Genomic DNA, 21,026 nt, shown 5'->3' with positions numbered 1-21,026 from the left:
GGTATCCCGGTGCGTAACAATTCGGTAACGCATCCCCCCGCCCATGCAGCTCTTCCGTTTCCTCACCGGCGCCCGCCCGCCCCTCATCGAGCGGGCCGTCCGCGACCTGGCCGCCATGCTCGACACGAGCGCCGAGATGTTCGCCGCGGCGACCGGCTGCCTCCTCGACAACGAGCCGCTGCGCATCGACCTGGGATCGCTCGACGACCGCGTCAACGACGGCGAGCAGGCCGTCCGCCGGGCCGTCCTGGAGCACATCGTGGCCGCGCCCCAACACGAGACCTCGTTCAGCCTCCTCCTCGTGTCCGTCGTCCAGGACGCCGAGCGGTGCGGGGACCTCGCGAAGACGCTCGCGAAGGTGTCCGAGCTGGCCGACCGCCCCCGGATGGGCCGCCACGTCGAAGCGCTGAGCGTGGTCCGCGACCGGGTCCAATCCGCGTTCCCCCGTGCCCGCCAGGCGTTTACTGGCGGCGACTCGCGCGAGGCCCGCGCGCTCATGGACGAGCACGCCCAGACCAAGGACGACGTGGCCACCTTCCTCCGTGAGATCACGTCGGACCCCGACCTCTCGCCCAACGCGGCCGCCGTGCTCGCCATGTCGGCCCGGATCATCGGGCGCGTGTCGTCGCACCTCTCGAACATCATCTCGGCCGTGGCGCTCCCGTTCGACCAGGTGCGCAACGCGCCGACGTGGAGCGAGGAGTAGGCCGCCCCGCCCGCTGCGTCTGGGGCGGGGTGGACGCCAATTCGCCGGAGCCTAGAGCGGCGCCCCTCCCCGCCCTCGTACCTTCGACGCGCATGACACGGCTCCGCCGCGCCCTCCCCGTTCTCGCCGCGCTCCTCGCGGTCGTCGTCGCCGTGCAGGCGACGGACCTCGTCGCGTGCGCCGACGAGGCGGAGGCGGCCGAGCACGGTGAGGCGCACACGGACGCCTCGTTCGCGCCGGGCGCCCACCCCGCCCCGGCGCCGGGCGACGCCCACGGCGCAGACGGCCACGCGGGCGCGTTCGCCGACTGCCTCTGCCACGTCGTGTTCGCGCCGACCGGCGTCGTCCCCGACGTCGGCGCCCGGTTGGTGGGCGGGGCGGCCGCGTTTGCCGCGTTCGTCGCCGCCCCGCCCGAGGTCGAGCCGCTGGGGCTCGACCACGTGCCCTTGGTCTAGGACCGTCCGCACGCTCTCGCGCTCGGTGAACCCGCAGCGCCGCCCCGTGTGGACCGCCGCGCCTGTTGGAGGCGCGGCCCGAACCACCCCGCCCGCTGCCTGCGGACGCGCGTAATCGCGCGCCGTCCCCGGCGGCCGGTGGGACTCCGCCCCGCCCGGTTCTCGGTCCCCCCATGTTCGATCGCATCGTCGCGTTCTCGCTCCGCCAGCGGGTCCTCGTCCTCTTCGGCACCGCCGCCCTCGTCGCCGCGGGCCTGTACGCCGCCACGCGGCTGCCCGTCGACGCCGTCCCCGACGTCACCAACAACCAGGTCCAGGTGCTCACGCAGGCGCCGGCGCTGTCGCCGCTCGAAGTCGAGCGGTTCGTGACGGTCCCGGTCGAGCTCTCGCTGAAGTCGCTGCCCGACGTGGTCGAGCTCCGCTCGCTCTCGCGCCAGGGGATCTCCGTCGTGACGGTCGTCTTCGAGGACGGCGTCGACACGTACTTCGGTCGCCAGCTCATCCTGGAGGCGCTGCGCGGCCTGAACGACGAGCTCCCGCCGGGCGCCGAGACGCCCGAGCTGGGGCCGGTCTCGACGGGGCTGGGCGAGGTGTTCCGGTACACGCTCCGCGACACGACCGGCCGCCTCTCGGCGATGGAGCTGCGCACGGTCCAGGACTGGATCGTCCGCCGGCAGCTGCTGGGCGTGCCGGGCTTGGCCGAGGTCAACTCGATCGGCGGCGAGCTCCGGCAGGTCCAGGTGCTCGTCGACCCCGACCGGCTCGCGGGCTACGGGCTGGAGCTCCGTGAGGTGTTCGAGGCGACGGCCGAGGCGAGCGGGAACGCGGGCGCGGCGACGATCGAGACCGGGCCGGAGCAGCTGGCGGTCCGCACGGCCGGCCTCGTCGAGTCGGCCGAGGACTTGAGGCAGTCGGTCGTCGCCACGCGCGGCGGCACGCCGGTCACGCTGGGCGACGTGGCCGAGGTCCGCGACGGCGCGGCCGTCCGCTTTGGGGCCGCGACGCAGGACGGCGAGGGCGAGGTCGTGACCGGCTTCGCGCTCCAGCTCAAGGGCGCGAACGCCCGCGTCGTCGTCTCGGCCGTGAAAGAGCGGATCGCCGAGATCCAGCGGGCGCTGCCCGACGGTGTCGTCATCGAGCCGTACTACGACCGGACAGCGCTCGTGGACCGCACGATCCGGACGGTCGCGAAGCACCTCGCCGAAGGCGCGCTCTTGGTCATCGTCGTGCTCCTGATCCTGCTCGTGAACCTGAGGGCGGGGCTGGTGCTCGCGAGCGTGATCCCGCTGGCCATGATGTTCGCCTTTATCGGCATGTGGATCACGGGCCAGAGCGCGAACCTCATGAGCCTGGGCGCCATCGACTTCGGGCTCGTCGTCGACGGCTCGCTCATCATCGTCGAGAACGTGCTCCGGCGGATCGGCGTGGTCCAGGACGAGGGCGGGGCGGGGCGGCTCACGAAGGAGGGCTTCCGCGACCTCGTGCGCGACGGGACGCTCGAGGTGCGGAAGGTGGCCCAGTTCGGCGAGGTCATCATCCTGGTCGTCTACCTGCCCATCCTGTTCCTGCGCGGCGTCGAGGGCAAGCTGTTCGCGCCGATGGCGCTGACGGTCAGCTTCGCGCTCGTCGGCGCCCTCGTCCTGTCGCTGACCTACGTGCCCGTCATGTGCTCGCTCGTGTTCGACCCGACGAAGCCGGTCAAGCACTCGCCGGTCGTCGCGTGGCTGCACCGGATCTACCGCCCGCTCCTCGACCGCGCGCTCGGCGCCCGCCGGCTCGTCGTGGGCGGGGCGGCGCTCCTGTTCGCGCTGGCGGCGGTCGGGTTCGGCGGGTTGGGCGCCGAGTTCGTCCCCCGACTGGACGAGGGCGACGTGGCGGCCCAGATCGTCCGGCTCCCGAGCGTGTCGCTGAGCGAGTCCATCGAGATCGCGGGCGACGTCGAGCGGCGGCTCGTGCGGTTCCCCGAGGTCGAGACCGTCGTCGGCAACACGGGCCGGCCCGAGATCTCGACCGACCCGATGGGCGTCGAGATCACCGACGCCTACGTCATCCTCAAGCCGCGCCACACGTGGCCCGAGGTCGACGGCGAGGTGCGGACGAAGGCCGCGCTCGTGGCGGCCATGCAGGAGGCCGTCGAGGACGTGCCGGCCGGCGTCCAGTTCTACCAGCCCATCGAGATGCGGACGAACGAGCTCGTGGCCGGCGCGCGCGGCGACGTCGTCGTGAAGGTGTTCGGTGAGGACTACGACGACCTCACCCCGCTCGCGGCCCAGATCGAGCGGATCGTGCGCGAGACGCCGGGCGCGTCGTCCGTGTCGCGCGACCAGACCGAGGGCTCCCCGCAGCTCGTCGTCCGCCCCGACCGCCCCGCCCTCGCCCGCTACGGGCTGACGGTCGCGGCGCTCAACCGGATCGTCGAGACGGCCGTGGGTGGGGCGGTGGCCGGCCAGGTGTACGAGGGCGAGCGGCGGTTCGACCTCGTCGTCCGGTTCCAGGCGGGCGTGCGGTCGAGCCCGGCCGCGATCGAGGCGCTCCCGGTCGTGACGCCGACGGGCGCGCGCGTCCCGCTCTCGGCGCTCGCGTCAGTGGCCGTCGAGTCCGGGCCGGCGTCGGTCTCGCGCGAGGAGGGCAGCCGGTTCGTGTCGGTCCAGTCGAACGTGGCCGGGCGCGACCTGGCCGGCTTCGTCGACGAGGTGCGGGCGCGCGTCCGGGCCGAGGTGGACCTGCCGCCGGGCACGCGCGTGGCCTACGGCGGCCAGTTCGAGAACCTGGAGGCGGCGTCGCGGCGGCTCGCGCTCGTGGTCCCGATCGCGCTCGCGCTCATCGTCGTGCTCCTGTACCAGACGTTCGGGTCGGCCCGGGCCGCGGCCGTCATCTTCCTGTGCGTGCCGATGTCGGTCGTGGGCGGGGTGGCGATGCTGTACCTGCTGGGCCTGCCGTTCTCGATCTCGGCCGGCGTCGGCTTTATCGCCTTGTTCGGCATCGCGGTCCTCAACGGGCTCGTGATGGTGGGCGCCATCCGCGGCTTCGAGGAGCAGGGGCTGCCGACGCGCGAGGCGGTCCTGGCGGGGGCCGACCAGCGCCTCCGCGCGGTCGTCACGACGGCGACGCTCGCGGGCGTCGGCTTCCTGCCGATGCTGCTGGGCAGCGGCGCTGGGTCCGAAGTGCAGCGGCCGCTCGCGGCCGTCGTCATCGGTGGCCTCGTTACGAGCACGGTCCTGACGCTCTTCGTGCTCCCGACCGTCTACGCCTGGATCGGCTCGGGCGCCGCCCCGCCCCCGGCCAGCGCGCAGGGCGACGGCCACGCGCCCGCCCCGCCCGCGCGGCTCGGCCGGGGCGGGGTGGCGCTCGGGCTCGCGCTCCTCGCCGCGGGCGGGGCGGCGCAGGCGCAGGACGCCCCGCTCACGCTCGCCGACGCGCTCGACCGCGCCGAGGCCGTCGCGCCGGAGCTCGCGGGCGGGGCGGCGGCTGTCGCCCGCGAGGCGGCCCGGCGCGAGAGCGCGGCGATCCTCCCAGCAACCGAGTTTTTCTTGGGCGTCGACCGCGTGCCCACGGTCGACGGCGGGTTCGGGGGGACCGAGACGGCGCTCGGCGTGGGGCAGTCGTTCCGGCTCCCGGCGTTCTACCGCGCCCAGCGCGGGGCGGCCGATGCGCTCTTGGCTCAGGCCGAGGCCGAGCGCGGCGCGCTGCGGCGGGGCGTCCGCCTCCGGGCCGCGCTCGCCTACGTCGAGGCCGTGGCCGCCGACGCCCGGCTCGCGATCGCCGACTCGTCCGTGGCCGTGGCCCGGAGCTTTGCGACCGCCTCGACGCGGCGGCAGGAGCTGGGCGCGGCCGGCGCGCTCGAACCGCTCCAGGCCGAGGTCGCGCTCGCCCAGGCCGAGCGCGCCCGCGCCGAGGCCGCCGGACTCGCCCGCGCCGCGCGCGCCGCGCTGGGCGCCTACCTCGGCACGACCGCCCCGCCCGCGCTCGCGGACCGCCTGCCGCTCGCGGTCGAGCCGCTCCCTGAGGGCGGGGCGGACGCGCTCGCCCCGACGGATTCGCTCCTCGTCCGGGCCAACCCGCGCCTCCAGGCAGCCGAGGCCGCCGTGCGCGTGGCCGAGGCTGACGCCCGCGCCGTGGCGGCGGAGCGGCTCGTGTCGTTCGGGGCCGAGGCCGCGCTCCAGACCGAGGGCGGGGCGGTCGGCTTCCTCGGCGGCCGCGTCGGCGTGGCGGTCCCGCTCGCGCGGCTGGCGACGGACGCGCCGGACCGGGCGGCCGCGGCCGCCGTCGAGGTCGCGCGGGCCGAGCGCGACCGGCTCGCCGTGGGCCTCGCGGTCGACCTCCGCCAGCGGGCCGCACGGCTCGCCGCCGCCGTCGAGCAGGCCGGCCTCTACGCCGAGCGCCTGGTGCCGCAGGCGGAGCGGGCCTACGCCATCGCGCTCCGCCTGCGCCGCGAGGGGGCCGCGAGCTACCTCGAAGTGCTCCAGGCGCAGACGGCCCTGCTCCAGACGCGCGCCGACGCGCTCGACGCGCGCCTCGACGCTGCCCGCCTGCGGACGGAAGTCGACGCGCTCCTCGACCCCGCGTTCTGACCCGGCGGCCGCCCCGCCCCACCCATGCGCCGCGGCCCGACGGCGTTGCACGCAACGCCGCTACGGCGCCACCCCGCCCACGCCGCGGGCGGGGTGGGTTTTGTCTCGGCCGGCGGGCGACCGCCGGTCGCTCCTACGGGCGGGGTGGGGCGGTTCTCGCCGGCCCGCTGCCTGCCTGCCTTCCCTCCGGTTTCCGCCCCGCCCGCTTGCCGCCCCGCCCATCTGGTCGGGCGGGGCGGTCCTACGCCGGAGCCGGGGCGCCGGCGGCCGCCGCGTCCGCCCGGTCGACGAGCCGGCGGAGGTGGCGGCCGAACTCGTGCATCACGAACAGGTGCGCGAGCGCCTGCGTCGACTGGTAGAGCCGCCACGGGAGGCGCGGCGCGAAGTCGTGGATGCCGGCCAGGAGCGTCCGCCCGCCGAGCATCTGGCGGAATTCGAGGCGCCCGCGGTGCGGCGTGTCGGGCTTGTGGAGGAGCCCGCCGGTCACGTAGAACAGGGCGCGGTCGGGGTGGCTCCGGTCGGGCGAGTACGTGAGCTCCAGCACCGGCCGCGGCACCGGCCCGACGCGGAACCGGGCGACCGTGTGCTCGTCGCCGCCCGACACCTCGACGTCGATGAACGGGCCGGCAAAGCGGTCGAGCCACCGGAGGTATTCCTGCGCGGCCCACGCGGCCGAGCGCCCCGGCGGCAGCGGGAACCGCTGGACCGACCGCACGAGCCGCTCCTCGCGGATCACGCGGGCGTCGGGCTTGCGGAGCGGCGTCCGCGGGTCGGGGAGCAGATGCCCCTCGGCGTCGAGCGAGGCGCGGAGGGCGTCGTCGAACCCCAGCGCGTCGGGCGCGATCGCCTCCTGCACGGGGTTGTCGCGGACCACCATGTCGTGCTTGAGGCTGGCGACGAGCGGCCCCGCGAGCGCCCGCGGGCTCCCCGACACGAGGCTGACCCAGAGCGTCGAGAGCCGCGGCGTGATCAGCGGGACCCCGAACATGGGCCGGTCGAGGCGCATCACACGGGCCGTCCGCTCCATCATCTCGCGGTAAGTCATCACCTCCGGCCCAGCCACGTCGAACACGCCGTCGAAGCGGGCGGGGTGGCCCAGCACCAGGCGCACGGCGCGGACCACGTCGCGGAGCGCGACCGGCTGCGTGTCCGACTCGGTCCACGACGGGAGCACCATCGCCGGCAGCCGCCGCACGAGGTTGACGAGGATGCGGAGCGACGACCCGCCCGCCCCGACCACGAGGCCCGTTCGGAGCGTGGTCACGGGCGTCGACCGCGCGGCCAGCGTCTGCTCGACCTCGAACCGGCTGCGGAGGTGGCGCGAGAGGTCCTGCCTGTCGTCGGGGAGCAGGCCGCTGAGGTAGACGACCTGCTTTACGCCGTTGTGCTCGGCCGCGCGCGCGAAGTTGTCGGCGAGCACCAGGTCGAGGTCCGCGAACGTCCCCTGCGTCAGCCGCGACGACGGAAGCATCGAGTGGACGAGGTAGACGGCGTAGTCGGCGCCTTCGAGCCCGCGCTCCAGCTCGAGCAGCGAGAACAGGTCGCACCGCCGCCACTCGACGGGGTCGTCCGGGTCCTTCCGCCCCGCCCGCGTGGCCGAGCGCGTGAGGCCGACGAGCCGGTAGTCGTCCGCGAGCGCCTTGCGGATCGCGGTGCCGACGAAGCCCGTGGCCCCGGCGATCGCGACGGTCGGCCGGTCGGACATGGACATCAAGGCAGGGTGGGGGAGGGGCGCCTCGCGGTCGGGGCGACTCGAAATGGGCGGGGCGGCCGTGAGACCACCCCGCCCGCGCGTCTTGAGGTGCGGCGCTAGCGGCGGAGGCCGAGGAGCAGGCCGAGCGCGAACGCCCCGCCCACGACGCCCCGACGCACGCGCGGGTCGGCGAACGCCGTCGCGGCGGCCGCCCCGCCTTCGATCTGGACGCCGCCCAGGCCGACGGCGCGGGCGAGCCGGCCGGACACGGCCGACGGGCCGACCGACGCGAGCGGGCGGCCGCCCAGGACCACCTCGACGTCGACGCCGAACCGCTCCAGCAGGTCGACGAGCGAGCGGACGGCGCCGCGGCCGGGCCTGCGCCCGCCGAACACCTTCCACGCCGTCTGCGCGTCGCCCACGTCGACGACCACGCGCGGCCCGTCGCCGCGGACGGTGACGGGGCGGCCGTCGACGGTCAGGTCGAGGTCGGCGTCGACGAGGAGTCGGCGGGCCACTACTTGTTGGCGGCCCCGCCGTTCTGGTCGTCGCGCGTGCGGATGCGGAGCGTCCCGTTCATCTTCCACGTCGCGTGGTCGACGTTGTCGCCGACGCCGCTCGGGACCATGAGCTCGAAGTTGTCGAACTCGTAGGCGATCTCGGCGCCGCGGCCGGTGAGCTTGTCGTAGAGGCCGATGGCGAGCTCGGGCCAGCTTTTGGTCTGGTTGTCAGCGCCGGGTTGTGTAGGGGCAGCCATGAGGGGCGGGGTGGTGAAGGGGGCGGTGTCAATCGCCGCCGCCCCTCGCAGTTCCTCCACAAACGCTCACAGGAAATCCCTGAGCGGCGCCCCGCCCCGCCCGTGCGCGTGGGCGGAATGGCCCCGCCCCGCTCTGGGCCACCCCGTCGTTGCGGCCGCCCCGCCCATGGCGCGGGCGGGGTGGTACATGGTGATCGGACGCTGCGGCCCGACGGCGTTGCATGCAACGCCGCTACGGCGGCCACCCCGCCCCGCCCTCGCATTCTGCGGGCGGGGCGGTGCACCTTGGCTGCCCGCTGCCCGCTGCCCGCTGCCCGCTGCCCGCTGCCCGCTGCCCGCTGCCCGCTGCCCGGGCGGGGCGGCTACCCCTCGCCCTCCAGCACGACGGACCGCGCGCCGAACAGGCCGTTCAGCCCCTTCATCAGCTCCGGCGTCAGGTCCACGACCGCCGTCCGCGCGTGGAGGCGGACGGGGCGGGGCAGCGCCCGGCTCGCCACCTCGAAGTACACCTTGCACGCGCCCGGGTGCTCAGCGCACAGCCCGGCGAGCGCGTCCACGTCGGCCTCGGTCGCCACATCGGGGTCGATCCGCAGCACGACCGCCTTGACCATCTGCTCGCGGACGCGCCACATGGGCAGGATCTCCTTCGCCACCAGCTTGAGGTCGCCGCGCGTCGTCTCGGCCTTGCCGCGCACCATCATCACCGAGTCCACCTCGATCAGGTGGCCGCACCGCTCCAGCGTCTGCGCGAACAGGACCACCTCGGCCTGGCCCGTCGTGTCCTCGATCGTCACGAACGCGATGGGCCGGCCCGACTTCGTCGTCCGCCGCGTGACCTCGGTCACGATCGCGAGCACCGTCTGGTCCGACTCGTGCGGGATGTTCTCGACGTTCCCCAATTGGCACGACGCGAAGGCGGCGGCCTCGGCGGCGAAGTCGTCGAGCGGGTGGCCCGAGACGTAGAACCCCATGAGGTCGCGCTCGTAGCGGAGCGTCTCGCCCTTCGTCCACGGCTCGGCGTGCGGGAGCGTCGGCGTGAACGACGAGCCCACCTCGTCGGCGGCCCCGAACAGCGACGACTGGCCCGCCAGCTTGTCCGCCTGGTGCTTCTGCGCGTAGGCCCACGCGAGGTCCACGGCGTCGACGAGCTGCCGGCGGTGGGCCTCGAACGTGTCCATCGCGCCGGCCGCCGCGAGCGCCTCCAGCGTCTTCTTGCCGACCGTCCTGAGGTCGAGGTCGCGGGCCAGCGCGAACACGTCGTCGAACGCCCCGCCCGCCGCCTCGCGCGCCTCCACGAGCGCGTCGATGGCCCCGTGCCCAACGCCCTTGATGGCGGCCAGCCCGAACCGGACGCGCCCGTGCTCGACCGTGAAGTGGGCGTCCGAGCGGTTCACGCACGGCGGCAGGATCTCGATGCCCGCCACGCGCGTGGCGTCGAGGGCCGTCGCCAGCTTCGAGCTGTCGGCCATCTCCGTCGTGAGGACCGCGGCCATGAACTCGGCCGGGTAGTGGGCCTTGAGGTACGCCGTGTGGTAGGCGACGACGGAGTAAGCGGCACTGTGGGATTTGTTGAACCCGTAACCTGCAAACTTGGCCATCATGTCGAAGACCTCGTTCGCCGTCTTCTTGTCCACGCCCTTGTCCGCCGCCCCGCCCACGAAGATGACCCGCTGCTTGTCCATCTCCGACTGCTTTTTCTTGCCCATCGCCCGCCGCAGGAGGTCCGCCCCGCCCAGCGAGTAGCCGCCCATGACCTGGGCCATCTGCATCACCTGCTCCTGGTACACCGGGATGCCGTAGGTCGGCGCCAGGATCGACTCCAGCATCGGGTGCGGGTACTCGACCGGCTCCTTCCCGTGCTTCCGGTCGATGTAGCTCGGGATGAGGTCCATCGGCCCCGGCCGGTAGAGCGCGTTCATCGCGATGAGGTCGTCGAGCGACGTCGGCTTCAGCTTCCGCATCCACTCGCGCATCCCCGACGACTCGAACTGGAAGATGGCGACCGTGTCGCCGCGCTGGAAGAGCGTGTAGGTGTCGGGGTCGTCGAGGGGCAGCGCGTCGAGGTCGATCTCGACGCCGTGGTTCTCTTTGATGAGCGCGAGCGCGTCGTCCAGGATCGTCAGCGTCTTCAGCCCCAGGAAGTCCATCTTGAGCAGGCCGAACTCCTCGACCCACTTCCCGTCGTACTGCGTGACGACGGCGTCGGCCGCCCCGCCCTTGCCCTTCTGGATCGAGACCGGCACGTACTGGCTCACGTCGCCCGGCGCGATGATGACGCCGGCCGCGTGGACGCCCGTGTGCCGCGCGCTCCCCTCCAGCACCGTCGCGTAGTGCATGAGCTTGCGGATCTGGGGGTCCTGGTGCTCGTAGAGCTTGGCGAACTCCGGCACCTCGCCCTTGGCCTTGTCCAGCGACACCTTGACGCCGTCCGGGATCATCTTGGCGATCCGGTCGGCCTCCGGGAGCGGCACGCCGAGCACGCGCGACACGTCGCGGATGACGCTCTTCGAGCCCATCGTCCCGAACGTCACGATCTGGCAGACCGACTCGCGCCCGTACTTTTCGACGACGTAGTCGATCACCTTGCCCCGCCCGCGGTCGTCGAAGTCGATGTCGATGTCGGGCATCGACACGCGCTCCGGGTTCAGGAAGCGCTCGAACAGGAGGTCGTACTGGAGCGGGTCGATGTTCGTGATCCCCAGGCAGTACGCGACGGCTGAGCCCGCCGCCGACCCGCGGCCCGGCCCGACCGACACGCCCATGTCGCGGGCCGCCGTCGTAAAGTCCTGCACGATGAGGAAGTAGCCCGCGTAGCCCATCGTCTGGATCACGCCCAGCTCCAGGTCCAGCCGCTCGCGGACCGTCTCGGAGATCTCCGGGTAGCGCCGCCCCGCCCCCTCGTACGCCAGCGCGCGGAGGTAGGCGTCCGGCCCGGCGTGCTCGGGCGGGATGGGGAAGTGGGGCATGAGGAGCTCGCCCATCGGGATCTCCAGCCGGCACTTGTCGGCGATCTCGCGCGTCGCGTCGAGCGCGGCGTCGACGGCCGCCTCGGACCCGAACACGCCCTCGCGCACCGACGGCCCAAAGGCGACCCGCATCTCGTCGGCGCTCTTCAGGAAGAACTGGTCGTTCTCGAACCGCATCCGGTTCGGGTCGTGGAGGTCCTTCCCCGTCTGGAGGCACAGCAGCACGTCCTGCGCCTCGGCGTCGGCCTGGTCGACGTAGTGGACGTCGTTCGTGGCGACGACCGTCACGCCGTACTCCTCGGCCCACCGCATGAGGACCGCGTTGCACTGCCGCTGCTCGGGGATCGCGTGGTCCTGGACCTCGATGTAGTAGTCGTCGCCGAAGATGTCGAGGTAGTCCTCGAACACCGTCCGGGCCTCGGCCTCGCCCTGCTTGAGGATCGTCTGGAGCACCTCGCCCTGGAGGCAGCACGTCGTCGCCACGAGGCCGCCCGAGTGCTTGCGGAGCGTCTCGCGGTCGATCCGCGGCTTGTAGTAGTAGCCGTCGGTGTAGCTCTGCGACGAGAGCGCGATAAGGTTCTGGTAGCCTTCCAGGTTCTTGGCGAGCAGCACCTGGTGGTAGCGCGTGCGGTCCTGCGTGTCGCCCATGCCCGACGGCGTGACGTAGAACTCGCACCCGACGATGGGCTGGACGCCGGCGCGGCGGGCCTTGGTGTAGAGCTCGGGGACGCCGTACAGGTTGCCGTGGTCCGTGATGGCGACCGCCTTGTGGTCCAGCTGCACCGCCCGGTCCACCAACCGCTCGATCCGGGCCGCTCCGTCGAGCAGCGAGTACTGCGTGTGGCAATGGAGGTGGCAGAACTCGGGCATGGGATCTCGGCGTCGCGGGGGGACGGCAAGAACGCCCACCCCGCCCCGCCCGGGCAACCCGTGTGCGTAACTCGCCGGCAGTTCAGAGACGCGGGCGGGGCGGCCGCGCAGCCACCCCGCCCGGCGGCGGGCGCCGTGAGGGATACGACGCGCCGCGCCCGACGCGGGCGGGGCGGTCTGAGGCGCTGCCAAAAGCGGGCGGGGCGGTCCAAGACGAACGGGCGCGGCCCGGAGGCCGCGCCCGCGCGCTACGAGAGACGGACGTCGTCCCTAGTTGTCGGTCGGGAGGAGGACCGCGTCGATCTTGTGGATGACTCCGTTGTCGGCGTCGATGTCGGTGTCGACGATGAGGGCGTTGGCGTTGGTGTCGGCGTCCTCGGTGTCGAGCCCGAGCCCGGACCCGACCGCGACGACCGTCAGCGTCTCCCCGTTGAGGGTCGTGAGGACGTCACCGGCGTCGAGGTCGTCGGCGTCGAGGTCGAGGCCCGCGACGACGTGGAGCCGGAGGATGTCCGCGAGGTTGTCGAGCGCGACGACCTCGTCCGGCGTCCCGACCGCAGCGAAGGCCCGGTCGAGCGGGGCGAAGACGGTGAACGGGCCTTCGCCGCCGAGGTCGTCGGCCAGACCGGCCCGGACCACAGCCTGCTCGAGCGTCGAGAGTTCGGAGTCGTCAACGACGATGTCGGTGATGGTGTCGCCGTCGCCGACCTCGTCCGAGTCGCAGGCGGCGAGGGAGAGGGCGAGAACGGAGAGCCCGAGAAGGGCGGGGCGGGGGATGTACATAGGACTACCAGGGGGTGGGGGGAAAGGGGCGGAGCGGTTAGGTGCTCCGCGCTCCGGCAGGAAAGGATGGAAGGCGCTCGTGGTATGGGAAGTTGTGACGGAGCGGTGTGGTTTGGGTGTGGGCAAGGGGAGGAGGCCGCCCCAGGGGCGAGGGCGGGCCGCCCGGGAGGAATCAGCGCGCGGCCGAGCGGCGTCTCCTCCCGCCGCCCGCCGCCCCGCCCGTGCCCGTCCTGCTCCTCGACGCCTACCACCTCGGCGACCCCCTCTTCCTGACCGGCCTCGCCCGCGACCTCGCCGCGCGCGCGGGCGGGGCGGTCCTCGTGCACGGGAGCGGCGAGCGGGGCGAGCGGGCGCTCGAATCGCTCGGGCTCCTGCCGGAAGCCGTGGGCGGCGCGTGGGCGACCGCCACCGACGAGGAGGCCGCGGCCGTCGAGCGCGCCACGCGCGCGCTCAGCCGCGAGATCGTCCACGAGCTGAACGAGGCCGGCGTCTCCGCGGTCCGCGCGCTCGGGGCCGACCGCGGGCTCCTCAAGCGCTCCGAGGGCGGGGTGGTGGCCGGAAAAACGGCGTGGCTCCAGACGCTCGTCGGGCAGGGCGTCGTAGCCGTCGTGGCGTCGCTCGTGGCGGGCGCGGACGGCGGCCCGCTCGCCGAGGCGGACCCGGCCGCGGCCGCCGCGGCGCTGGCCGGCGCGTTCGGGGAGCCGGTGACGGTCCTGCTGAAAAAGGGGCTCGCCAGCGACGGAGAGGCCGTTTCGGTCGCCGCCCCGCCCACGCGCTCGGCGCTCGGCGACCCCGACGCCGCCGAGCGTCTCGTGGCCTCGGGCGCCCGCGTCGAGGCCGTCCCCCGGGGCGCGATCCGCGGCGTGGGCGGTGCGGGCGCGGTGCGGGTCTCCGGCTGACGGCGGCGTAGGGAACCGGCGTTTCTGGCCGATGCGGGCCGGTGATCCTTGACAGGCCAGAAGGCCGCACGGTATGTTGAGGTCCTTCCGAGCGCTTCTGAGGGCGATTTTGCCCGCGCCGCTCCTCTCCCCACTCACTCCCCCCCTCCCCATGGCCCAGAGCATGTACAACAAGCTCCAGGAGCACGTCGCCTCGCTCGAGGACGACTTCAGCAAGTTCTACGACAAGAGCAACAAGGCCGCCGGCACCCGCGTCCGCAAGGGCATGCAGGAGCTGAAGCAGATGGCCCAGGACATCCGCACCGACGTCCAGGACAAGAAGAACGCCGAGGGCTAAGCGACGCCCTCCCTGGTTGCCGAGGCCGCGTCACCGCTGTGGCGCGGCCTCGCTCGTATGTCGCCCCATGCCCCGGACCGTCCTGTCCCGCCGCCCCGCCCTCGCCGCCGCGCTCCGCCCCGTCCTCGCGCTCGCCCTCCTATTCGGCGCCCCCGCCGCGGCCCAGGACACGGCCTTGGAGAGAGCCCCGGCCCGCGCCCTGGGCAAGGCCGACACGCTCCGCGCCGCCGACGGCTGGCGCACGTCGCTCGTGGCCCAGCTCCAGGGGAACCAAGCGGCCTACTCGAACTGGCAAGAAGGGGGCGTCAACGCGCTCGCGTTCACGGCCTCGGCCGAGGGCTCGTTCGACCGCGTGGTCGGCCGGTTCCTGATCAGCCAGAACGGCCGGCTCGCGTTCGGGCTGCTCCGCCAGGACACGCTCTCGTTCCGCAAGGCCGTCGACGTGGTCCGCTACGGGGCCACGGTCGAGACGGCCTCGGACGACGCGTTCCGCCCGTACCTCGGGGTCTCGCTGCGGACCCAGTTCGCCGACGGCTACGACTACGACCCGTCGCCGGAGGACTACCCGTCGCTCGTGGTCGTCCCCGGCGAGGAGGTCCGCGTGAGCACGTTTGCCGCCCCGCTCGTGCTCGGGCAGTCGGTGGGCCTGGCGTACCGGCCGGGTGGCGGGTTCGTGGCGCGGAGCGGGCTCGCGCTGCGGGAGACGGCCGTGAGCGTGCGCGAGCTCCGGCCGGTCTACGGGAACGGGCTCGACCAAACCGTGCGGGTCGAAGTCGGCGTGGACGTCGAGGCGATCTTCGAGCGGGACGTGATGGAGAACGTCCGCCTGCGGTCGCGGCTGACGGCGTTCCAGGGGTTCGGCGTGGTGGGCGAGGCGCTCCCCGACGTCCTGTTCGAGAACGCCCTCGTGCTGAAGGTGAACGACCTGATCAACGTGACGCTCAACGGGTCGGCGCTCTACGACCGCGACGTGAGCTCCGACCTCCAGCTCCGCGAGACGGTCGCGCTCGGGCTCACGTTCGAGCTGCTGTAGCGGGCGGGGCGGAGGCTCGGCCGCCCCGCCCTGGCTGCGAGACCTCGGCCGCCCCGCCCGCGTCCCCACGCCATGCCGCCCGCCCCGCCCGACCCGTCGGACACTTTGGGGACGACCGCCCGGCCGCCCCGCCCGTGGGCGACCGCGCGGGCGGGGCGGCTCCGGTGGCCGGCGCTGGCCTACGCGGCCGTGTGCGTCGCGCTGTGGCCGGTCCCGGTCCTCGGCCTGCTCCACGCCGAGTCGTCGGCGGTCGTCGCGGCCGTAGCCTTCCTCGTGGGCGGCGTCGCGGGCGGGGCGGCGCTCCGGGGCGGCGTGCCGCTGCGGACGGTCGTGGCGGAGCACCTCGCGCTCCTGGTCCTCCCCGCCCTCCTCCTGACCGCCACGCTGCCGTGGCGGCCGAACTGCGGGATCGCCCAGGGCGCCGGGCTCTACGCCCTCCTCGTGCCGCCGAGCCTGCTGCTCGGCGTCGCGCTGGGCGACGCGCTCGGCGCGTGGGCGGTGCGCCGCCCCGCCCTGTGGGTCGTCGGCGTCGGGCTCGCGGTGGCGGCGGGCGGCGTCGCGTGGGACCTGGGGCTCCACCCGCAGCTGTTCACCTACAGCCACGTGTTCGGCGGCGTCCTCGGGCCGATCTACGATGAGGAACTGGCGGTGCGGCCGGGGCTGTGGGCGGCCAAAGCGCAGACGCTCCTGTGGGCGACCTTTTTACTGTTCGCGGCGCGGTGGAAGCGGGGGCGGGGCGGGAGCGAGCCGCGCGAGGCCGGGCGGGGCGGGGCGGGGGGGAGGCCCGCGCTCGCGGTCGGCGCGCTGCTCGTGGCGAGCTACGCGCTCGCGGTCCCGCTCGGCATCCAGCAGAGCGCGGCGCACCTCCAGCGCGCGCTGTCGCAGCGGGTCGACCTCGGCCCGCTCGTGCTGCACCTCGACCCGGCCGCCCCGCCCGAGGAGGCGCGGCGGCTGGCCGACGAGGCGCTCTACCGCTTCGGCCAGGTCGTGGGCCGCCTGGGCATCATGCCGGCCGAGCCCGTCGACGTGTACCTGTACCCGGACGCCGACGCGAAGGCGGCGCTCATCGGGTCGCGGCGGACGAGCGTGGTGCCGGTGTGGCTGCCCTCGCCGCAGGTCCACATGCTGGCCGACCAGGTGCCGGCGTCGCTGGGGCACGAGCTGGTCCACGTGGTCGCGCGCGAGTTCGGGGCGCCGGTCTTGCGGGCGTCGCCGGCCGTCGGTCTGGTCGAGGGGCTGGCCGTCGCGCTGGAGCCGCCGGACGGCCGCCCCGCCCCCGCCGAGCTCGTCGCGGCGGGGCGGGCGCTGGGCGGCGACGCGGGCGGGTTGGACGCCGACCCGGCCGCCGTCGTGGCCCGCGTGATGAGCCCGGCCGGGTTCTGGACGGCGCGGGCCGGCGTGGCGTACACGGCGAGCGGGGCGTTCGCGGCGTGGCTCCTCGACACGCGCGGCCCCGCCCCGCTCCGCGAGGCCTACCGCACGGGCGACTTCCGCGCCGCCTACGGCGAGAGCCTGGACGCGCTCGCCGCCGCGTGGGGGCGCGACCTCGCCGGCCGCCCCGCCCAGCCCGAGGCCGTCGCCGTGGCGGCGTGGCTGTTCCGGCGGCCGTCGCTGTTCGAAGTCCGGTGCCCGCACCACGTGCCCGCGCACGTCCGCCACGCGCGGGCGGGGTGGGAGGCGCTCGACGAGGGCCGCGACGGGGCGGCGCTGGCCGCCTTCGACGCCGCGCTCGCCGCCGAGCCGCTCTCGGCCGCCGCCGAGGCCGGCCGGCTCCAGGCGCTCGCCCGGCACGGCCGCCGCCCCGCCCCGCTCGATCTCGACCGCGCCCGCGCCGCCGCCGACTCCCTCGGCGACGCGCTCTCGCTCCGCGTGCTGGGCGACGTGCTCCGTCTCCGGGGCGAGCCCGGCGCCGCCCGCGCCACCCGCGCCGCGACCGACTCGCTCAGCGTCGTCGACGCCGTCGGCCGCCTGCTCCTGCGGCGCCGGGCGGGGTGGAGCGCGCCGACGCTCGCGGCCGTCCTGGGTGCCCCGCCCGATTCGGTCGCGCCGCGCGTCGAGGCCGCAGCGCCCGTCGCCGCCGCGCTCCGGTGGGCGCAGGCCGACCGCCCCGCCCGCGCCTGGCGCCTCGCGCGGGCCTGGGACGACGACGCCCTCCTCGCGGGGTTCGACTCCGCCGCCGCGCGCGAGGGCGGGGCGGCGCTCGACCTGCTCCGCGCGCAGCTCGCCTACCGCGCGGGCGCTACGGGCGCCGCCGAGCGGTTCGCCGAGCGCGCCGCCGTGCGGTTCCGCGCCGCCGGGCCGCAGTCGCTCGTCGCCGTCGCCGAGGACTGGGCGGCCCGCGCCCGGTGGCGGCGGGGGCTCCCGCCCCGCCCGCGAGCGGGCTAGCTTGGAGATGAGGGATCGGGGGACGAAGAGGAGACTCGCCCCGCTCGTCCTCCCCGGCGCGCCGCGCCCTTTCCCCACCCCGCCCATGACGCCCGCCCGCTCCCTCGCGCTCCTCGTCGTCTGCGCGCTCGCCGCGTGCGCCCCGCCCGACGAGGCGTTCGACGGGGACGGGCCGGCGCCAGCCCCCGTCCGCGCGGCGGCGCCGGGCGAGTGGGTCTACGCCAGCGACGCCGTCGGGGCGGCCCAGCTCTACCAGACCGGCGACGAGGCTTCGCTGCCGGTCCTGACGCTGGGCGGGGCGGGCACGCTCACGCTCGCGTTCGACCTGCTGGGCCAGGAGGCCGGCGCCCCGCTCGACGTCTCGTTCGTCCACACCGACCGGCTGGGGCGGCCGGACCTCGTGCCGTCGGAGTACCTGACGGCGTTCGAGCGCGACGACATCCTGGACTACCGGCCGTCGGGCGCCGCCGTCGCCGTCCCGTACGTCCACTACGAGTACGCTTTCCCGAACGAGTCCATCGGGTTCCGCGTGAGCGGGAACTACCGGGTGCGCGTCAGCCGGCCCGACGGGACGCCCCTGTTCGAGGCCCCGTTCTACGTGTCCGAGGAACTGGCCCAGGTGGGCCTCGCGTTCGGGGCCGCGGTCCAGGGCGGGACGGTCGGCACCTCGATCCAGCCGTCGGTCCAGGTCCGCCCGGACCGCCGGATCGCCCAGTTCGACGCCTCGCAGTACACGGTCTGCTTTGCCCGGAACGGCCAGACCGACGGCGTCCGGTGCGCGCCGCAGCCGTCGCTCATCGACCTCGCCCTGTTCCAGTTCTACCTCCCGCGCGACGACGTCTTCGAGCCGGCCGCCCCGCTCTACGAGTTCGACCTGGGCCTGCTCGGCTTGGGAACCGACGTCGTCGAGGTCGACCGCGCGGCGCGGCCGCCGACGGCGGTCCTCGACCTGGACTACGCCGAGTTCGGCGGCGACGTCCGCGACCCGGTCCTCGCGGCGACGCCGCTCATCGGGGCCGTCTACCGCGACGTCGGCACGTCGGACACGGACGCGCAGTACGTCGACGTCCTGTTCCGGTACGTGCCCCCGGGCAGCCGCCAGCTCACGCGGCGCGTCTACGTGCAGGGCTCGTTCAACGGGTGGCGCCGGGAGCCGTCGACGGAGCTCGCGTGGGTCGAGGCCGAAGGCCGCTACGAGGGCGTCGTCCTCGTCAAGCAGGGCCGGTACGTCTACGGCTACGCCCCGCCCCCGGCCCGCGTCGCGCCGGCCGCGCGGCCCCAGCTGTTCACGGCGTTCGTCTACCTCCAGGACCCGATCCTGTTTACGGACCGCCTCGTGGCCGTCCAGAGCGGCGTGGCGCAGTAGGGCGGGGCGGCCGCCGGGCGGGGCGGTCGGGCGGGGCGGTCAGCGCGGGCGGACGGTCGAGAACCCGCCGTCGACCGACAGGGTCTGCCCCGTGACCCACCCGCTCCGCTCGCGGTCGAGGAGGAACGCGAGCGCGTCGGTGAGGTCTTCGGGCTCGCCGATCCGCCCCAGCGGGTGCATCGCGGCCGACGCCTCGACGGCCTGCTCCGAGGCCACGAGCCGCCCCGCCAGCGGCGTCCGCACGAGGCCCGGCGCGACCGAGTTCACGCGGATGCCCTGCGGCGCGTACGTCGCCGCCGCCGCCCGCACGAGGCCGTCGACGCCGGCCTTGGCCGCCGCGACCGCCTCGTGGTTGGCGAGCCCCAGCCGGGCCGCCACGCTCGACATGAGCACGACCGCCCCGCCCGCCGGGTCGGCGTTCTTGCGCATGGCCGTGGCCGCGGCGCGGACGGCGTAGAAGGCGGTGTGGAGGTTGAGCCGGAGCGTCTCGTCGAACGCCTCGGGCGAGAGCGCGTGGGCGGGCTTGAGCGTGATCGACCCGACCAGGTTGGCGATCCCGTCGACGCGGCCGTGCGCCTCGACCGCGGCGCCGACGAGGCCGCCGATGGCGTCGGGCTCGGTGGCGTCCAGCGTGAACGCCTTGGCGCCCGTCTCGCCGGCGAGCGCCGAGAGCTTGTCGGCGTCGCGGCCGCCGAGCACGACGCGCGCGCCGTCCGCGGCCAGCCGCCGCGCGAGCGGCGCGCCGATGCCGCCGGTGCCGCCGACGAGAACGTAAACGGGGGCGTCAGACATAGACCAGGAGGGAAGGGGTGAGGGGGAAGGGTGCGGGAGGGGCAGGCCGCCCCGCCCGCTAGACCGCGCTCGGCCGAGCGAGGACGGCGTCGACCACGTGGACCACGCCGTTGGCCGCGTCGAGGTCCGCCGTCGTGACGCGCCCCGCCCCGCCCGGGCCGCTCGCGGTCACGGCGTCGTCGTCGGCGTCGACCGTGAGGTCGGTCCCGCCCGGGGTCTCGAACGCGATCTCGGCGAACACGTCGGCCGCCGGCAGCCGCGTCGGGACGACGTGGGACAGGAGCAGGGCGCGCGTGGCGGCCGGGTCGGCGCGGAGGGCGTCGAGCGCCCCGGCGGGGAGCGCGGCGAACGCCGCGTCGCTCGGCGCGAACAGGGTGATCGTCTGCGACGTGTCGCGGAGCACGGCGCCCAGGTCGGCGCGCTCGACCAACTCCGCCAGCGTCGAGAGGTCCGGCGTCGCGGCGACGACGTCGAGCACCGTCTGCGGCCCGGCCGGCGGACGCGCGGCGCCCTCGGCGGCCACCCCGCCCCCGGCCGGGGGCGGGGCGGGCTCGGGCTCGGCGCCGCACGCGGCGAGACACGCGGCGGCGACGACGAAGGCGGCGAGGCGGGCGGGGCGGAGGCGCCCCGCGAGCGGGAGCACGGGCATCGGGCGGGGTGGGAGAGGGGCGTCGCCGGGGAGCCGCTCGGGCTCCGGCCTAGGAGCGCCGCGCCGCAGGCGGGGTTCCCTCACGCCGCCCCGCCCGCGTCCGCCCCGCCCGGCGGGGCGACGAGGTCGGGGAAGGCCGCGCGGAGCGTGACGTAGAGGAGCCGGAGCGGGAGCCCGACCACGTTCGAGTAGTCGCCGTCGATGCGCTCGACGAGCAGCGCCCCGGCGTCGTCCTGGATCCCGTAGGCGCCGGCCTTGTCGAGCGGCGACCCCGTGGCGACGTAAGCGGCGATCTCGGCGTCGCTCAGCGCCCCGAACGTGACGTGGGTGACGGCGTGGGCGGTCTCCTCGCGGTCGCCGTAGCGGAGGGCGACCCCGGTCGCGACGCGGTGCGTCCGGCCGCTCAGGCGGCGGAGCGTCCGGCGCGCGGCGTCGGGCGTGGGCGGCTTGCCCAGGACCTCGCCGTCGAGCTCGACGACGGTGTCGGCCGCGAGGACGAGCGCCCCCGGCGCTTCCAGCGCCTGGGCCTTGCGGAGCGCGACGGCCTCGGCCGCCGGCCCCAGGTCGAGGTCGGGCCACGTCTCGTCGGCGTCGGTCGGGCGGACGTCGAACGCGAGCCCCAGCCGCCCGAGCAGGTCGCGCCGCCGCGGCGAGGCGGACGCGAGGACGAGCGGGACACGGAGAGCGAGCACGGGCGGGGCGGCGAGGAGCCGGAAGCTCGCTCCGGGGAAGAGGGGAAGAGGGGAAGAGGGGAAGAGGGGAAG

At 75.0% G+C, this 21,026-nt stretch carries 16 protein-coding genes; 8 read left to right on the top strand and 8 right to left on the bottom strand.

The features are described 5' to 3' along the window. Positions 1–43 precede the first annotated feature (43 nt). The 3 genes from RM540_RS03515 (at position 44) to RM540_RS03505 (ending at position 5,732) form a co-directional block, all read left to right on the top strand. The gene (locus RM540_RS03515; protein ID WP_311662141.1) at positions 44–706 is read left to right on the top strand and encodes a PhoU domain-containing protein; all 663 of its coding nucleotides are present in this window, start codon (positions 44–46) and stop codon (positions 704–706) included. 92 nt (positions 707–798) lie between these two features. Further along, positions 799–1,161, top strand: coding sequence for a hypothetical protein (locus RM540_RS03510; protein WP_311662140.1), 363 nt, complete (start codon positions 799–801; stop codon positions 1,159–1,161). Between the two features lie 173 nt (positions 1,162–1,334). Next, positions 1,335–5,732 (top strand): CusA/CzcA family heavy metal efflux RND transporter, encoded by a 4,398-nt coding sequence (locus RM540_RS03505; protein ID WP_311662139.1) that lies wholly within the window; start codon positions 1,335–1,337, stop codon positions 5,730–5,732. Positions 5,733–5,973: 241 nt separating this feature from the next. On the opposite strand, the gene RM540_RS03500 is transcribed toward RM540_RS03505, so the two are convergent. The 5 genes from RM540_RS03500 to RM540_RS03480 all read right to left on the bottom strand — a co-directional run bounded on the left by RM540_RS03500 (position 5,974) and on the right by RM540_RS03480 (position 12,801). After that, positions 5,974–7,443 carry an NAD-dependent epimerase/dehydratase family protein gene (locus RM540_RS03500; RefSeq protein ID WP_311662138.1) on the bottom strand — a complete coding sequence of 490 codons (1,470 nt, stop codon included), beginning with the start codon at positions 7,441–7,443 and terminating at the stop codon, positions 5,974–5,976. Positions 7,444–7,541: 98 nt separating this feature from the next. After that, a complete protein-coding gene (locus RM540_RS03495) occupies positions 7,542–7,943 on the bottom strand; it encodes a hypothetical protein (protein ID WP_311662137.1) in 402 nt (133 codons plus the stop codon). Further along, positions 7,943–8,182, bottom strand: coding sequence for a hypothetical protein (locus RM540_RS03490; RefSeq protein ID WP_311662136.1), 240 nt, complete (start codon positions 8,180–8,182; stop codon positions 7,943–7,945). Before RM540_RS03490 ends, RM540_RS03495 begins: the two co-directional genes overlap by 1 nt. A gap of 362 nt (positions 8,183–8,544) precedes the next feature. Beyond that, positions 8,545–12,018 carry a DNA polymerase III subunit alpha gene (gene dnaE / locus RM540_RS03485; RefSeq protein ID WP_311662135.1) on the bottom strand — a complete coding sequence of 1,158 codons (3,474 nt, stop codon included), beginning with the start codon at positions 12,016–12,018 and terminating at the stop codon, positions 8,545–8,547. A gap of 270 nt (positions 12,019–12,288) precedes the next feature. Beyond that, positions 12,289–12,801, bottom strand: coding sequence for a fasciclin domain-containing protein (locus tag RM540_RS03480; RefSeq protein WP_311662134.1), 513 nt, complete (start codon positions 12,799–12,801; stop codon positions 12,289–12,291). A 221-nt stretch (positions 12,802–13,022) separates the two neighbouring features. Here RM540_RS03480 and RM540_RS03475 point away from each other — a divergent pair, with 221 nt between their 5' ends. The 5 genes from RM540_RS03475 (at position 13,023) to RM540_RS03455 (ending at position 18,821) form a co-directional block, all read left to right on the top strand. Further along, positions 13,023–13,700 carry a hypothetical protein gene (locus RM540_RS03475; RefSeq protein WP_311662133.1) on the top strand — a complete coding sequence of 226 codons (678 nt, stop codon included), beginning with the start codon at positions 13,023–13,025 and terminating at the stop codon, positions 13,698–13,700. 151 nt (positions 13,701–13,851) lie between these two features. Continuing rightward, on the top strand, positions 13,852–14,037 hold the full coding sequence (locus tag RM540_RS03470; protein ID WP_311662132.1) for a histone H1: 186 nt from the start codon (positions 13,852–13,854) through the stop codon (positions 14,035–14,037). Positions 14,038–14,104: 67 nt separating this feature from the next. After that, positions 14,105–15,070, top strand: coding sequence for a DUF3078 domain-containing protein (locus tag RM540_RS03465; protein WP_311662131.1), 966 nt, complete (start codon positions 14,105–14,107; stop codon positions 15,068–15,070). Positions 15,071–15,142: 72 nt separating this feature from the next. Further along, a complete protein-coding gene (locus RM540_RS03460) occupies positions 15,143–17,455 on the top strand; it encodes a hypothetical protein (RefSeq protein WP_311662130.1) in 2,313 nt (770 codons plus the stop codon). Positions 17,456–17,540: 85 nt separating this feature from the next. Continuing rightward, positions 17,541–18,821 (top strand): type IX secretion system plug protein domain-containing protein, encoded by a 1,281-nt coding sequence (locus tag RM540_RS03455; protein WP_311662129.1) that lies wholly within the window; start codon positions 17,541–17,543, stop codon positions 18,819–18,821. Positions 18,822–18,860: 39 nt separating this feature from the next. Here RM540_RS03455 and RM540_RS03450 read toward each other — a convergent pair whose 3' ends face one another. The 3 genes from RM540_RS03450 to RM540_RS03440 all read right to left on the bottom strand — a co-directional run bounded on the left by RM540_RS03450 (position 18,861) and on the right by RM540_RS03440 (position 20,954). Continuing rightward, complete coding sequence (locus tag RM540_RS03450) at positions 18,861–19,613, bottom strand: SDR family NAD(P)-dependent oxidoreductase (RefSeq protein WP_311662128.1); 753 nt, start codon at positions 19,611–19,613, stop codon at positions 18,861–18,863. Between the two features lie 58 nt (positions 19,614–19,671). Continuing rightward, on the bottom strand, positions 19,672–20,262 hold the full coding sequence (locus RM540_RS03445) for a fasciclin domain-containing protein (protein WP_311662127.1): 591 nt from the start codon (positions 20,260–20,262) through the stop codon (positions 19,672–19,674). An 80-nt stretch (positions 20,263–20,342) separates the two neighbouring features. Further along, a complete protein-coding gene (locus RM540_RS03440; RefSeq protein ID WP_349256293.1) occupies positions 20,343–20,954 on the bottom strand; it encodes a Maf family protein in 612 nt (203 codons plus the stop codon). Between the last annotated feature and the right edge of the window lie 72 nt (positions 20,955–21,026).

Source organism: Rubrivirga litoralis (assembly GCF_031846415.1).
Lineage (GTDB): Bacteria > Bacteroidota > Rhodothermia > Rhodothermales > Rubricoccaceae > Rubrivirga > Rubrivirga litoralis.
The sequence above is the reverse complement of the archived record's forward strand: the minus strand, read 5'-3'. Positions and strand labels throughout refer to the sequence as shown.

What these genes read in the sequence shown, in the direction of transcription:
- RM540_RS03460 (WP_311662130.1), top strand. Translation starts at nt 15,143, where the DNA reads ATGCCGCCCGCCCCGCCCGACCCGTCGGACACTTTGGGGACGACCGCC.
- RM540_RS03515 (WP_311662141.1), top strand. Translation starts at nt 44, where the DNA reads ATGCAGCTCTTCCGTTTCCTCACCGGCGCCCGCCCGCCCCTCATCGAG.
- RM540_RS03455 (WP_311662129.1), top strand. Translation starts at nt 17,541, where the DNA reads ATGACGCCCGCCCGCTCCCTCGCGCTCCTCGTCGTCTGCGCGCTCGCC.
- RM540_RS03500 (WP_311662138.1), bottom strand. Translation starts at nt 7,443, where the DNA reads ATGTCCATGTCCGACCGGCCGACCGTCGCGATCGCCGGGGCCACGGGC.
- RM540_RS03445 (WP_311662127.1), bottom strand. Translation starts at nt 20,262, where the DNA reads ATGCCCGTGCTCCCGCTCGCGGGGCGCCTCCGCCCCGCCCGCCTCGCC.
- RM540_RS03470 (WP_311662132.1), top strand. Translation starts at nt 13,852, where the DNA reads ATGGCCCAGAGCATGTACAACAAGCTCCAGGAGCACGTCGCCTCGCTC.
- RM540_RS03490 (WP_311662136.1), bottom strand. Translation starts at nt 8,182, where the DNA reads ATGGCTGCCCCTACACAACCCGGCGCTGACAACCAGACCAAAAGCTGG.
- RM540_RS03450 (WP_311662128.1), bottom strand. Translation starts at nt 19,613, where the DNA reads ATGTCTGACGCCCCCGTTTACGTTCTCGTCGGCGGCACCGGCGGCATC.
- RM540_RS03510 (WP_311662140.1), top strand. Translation starts at nt 799, where the DNA reads ATGACACGGCTCCGCCGCGCCCTCCCCGTTCTCGCCGCGCTCCTCGCG.
- RM540_RS03480 (WP_311662134.1), bottom strand. Translation starts at nt 12,801, where the DNA reads ATGTACATCCCCCGCCCCGCCCTTCTCGGGCTCTCCGTTCTCGCCCTC.
- dnaE (WP_311662135.1), bottom strand. Translation starts at nt 12,018, where the DNA reads ATGCCCGAGTTCTGCCACCTCCATTGCCACACGCAGTACTCGCTGCTC.
- RM540_RS03465 (WP_311662131.1), top strand. Translation starts at nt 14,105, where the DNA reads ATGCCCCGGACCGTCCTGTCCCGCCGCCCCGCCCTCGCCGCCGCGCTC.
- RM540_RS03505 (WP_311662139.1), top strand. Translation starts at nt 1,335, where the DNA reads ATGTTCGATCGCATCGTCGCGTTCTCGCTCCGCCAGCGGGTCCTCGTC.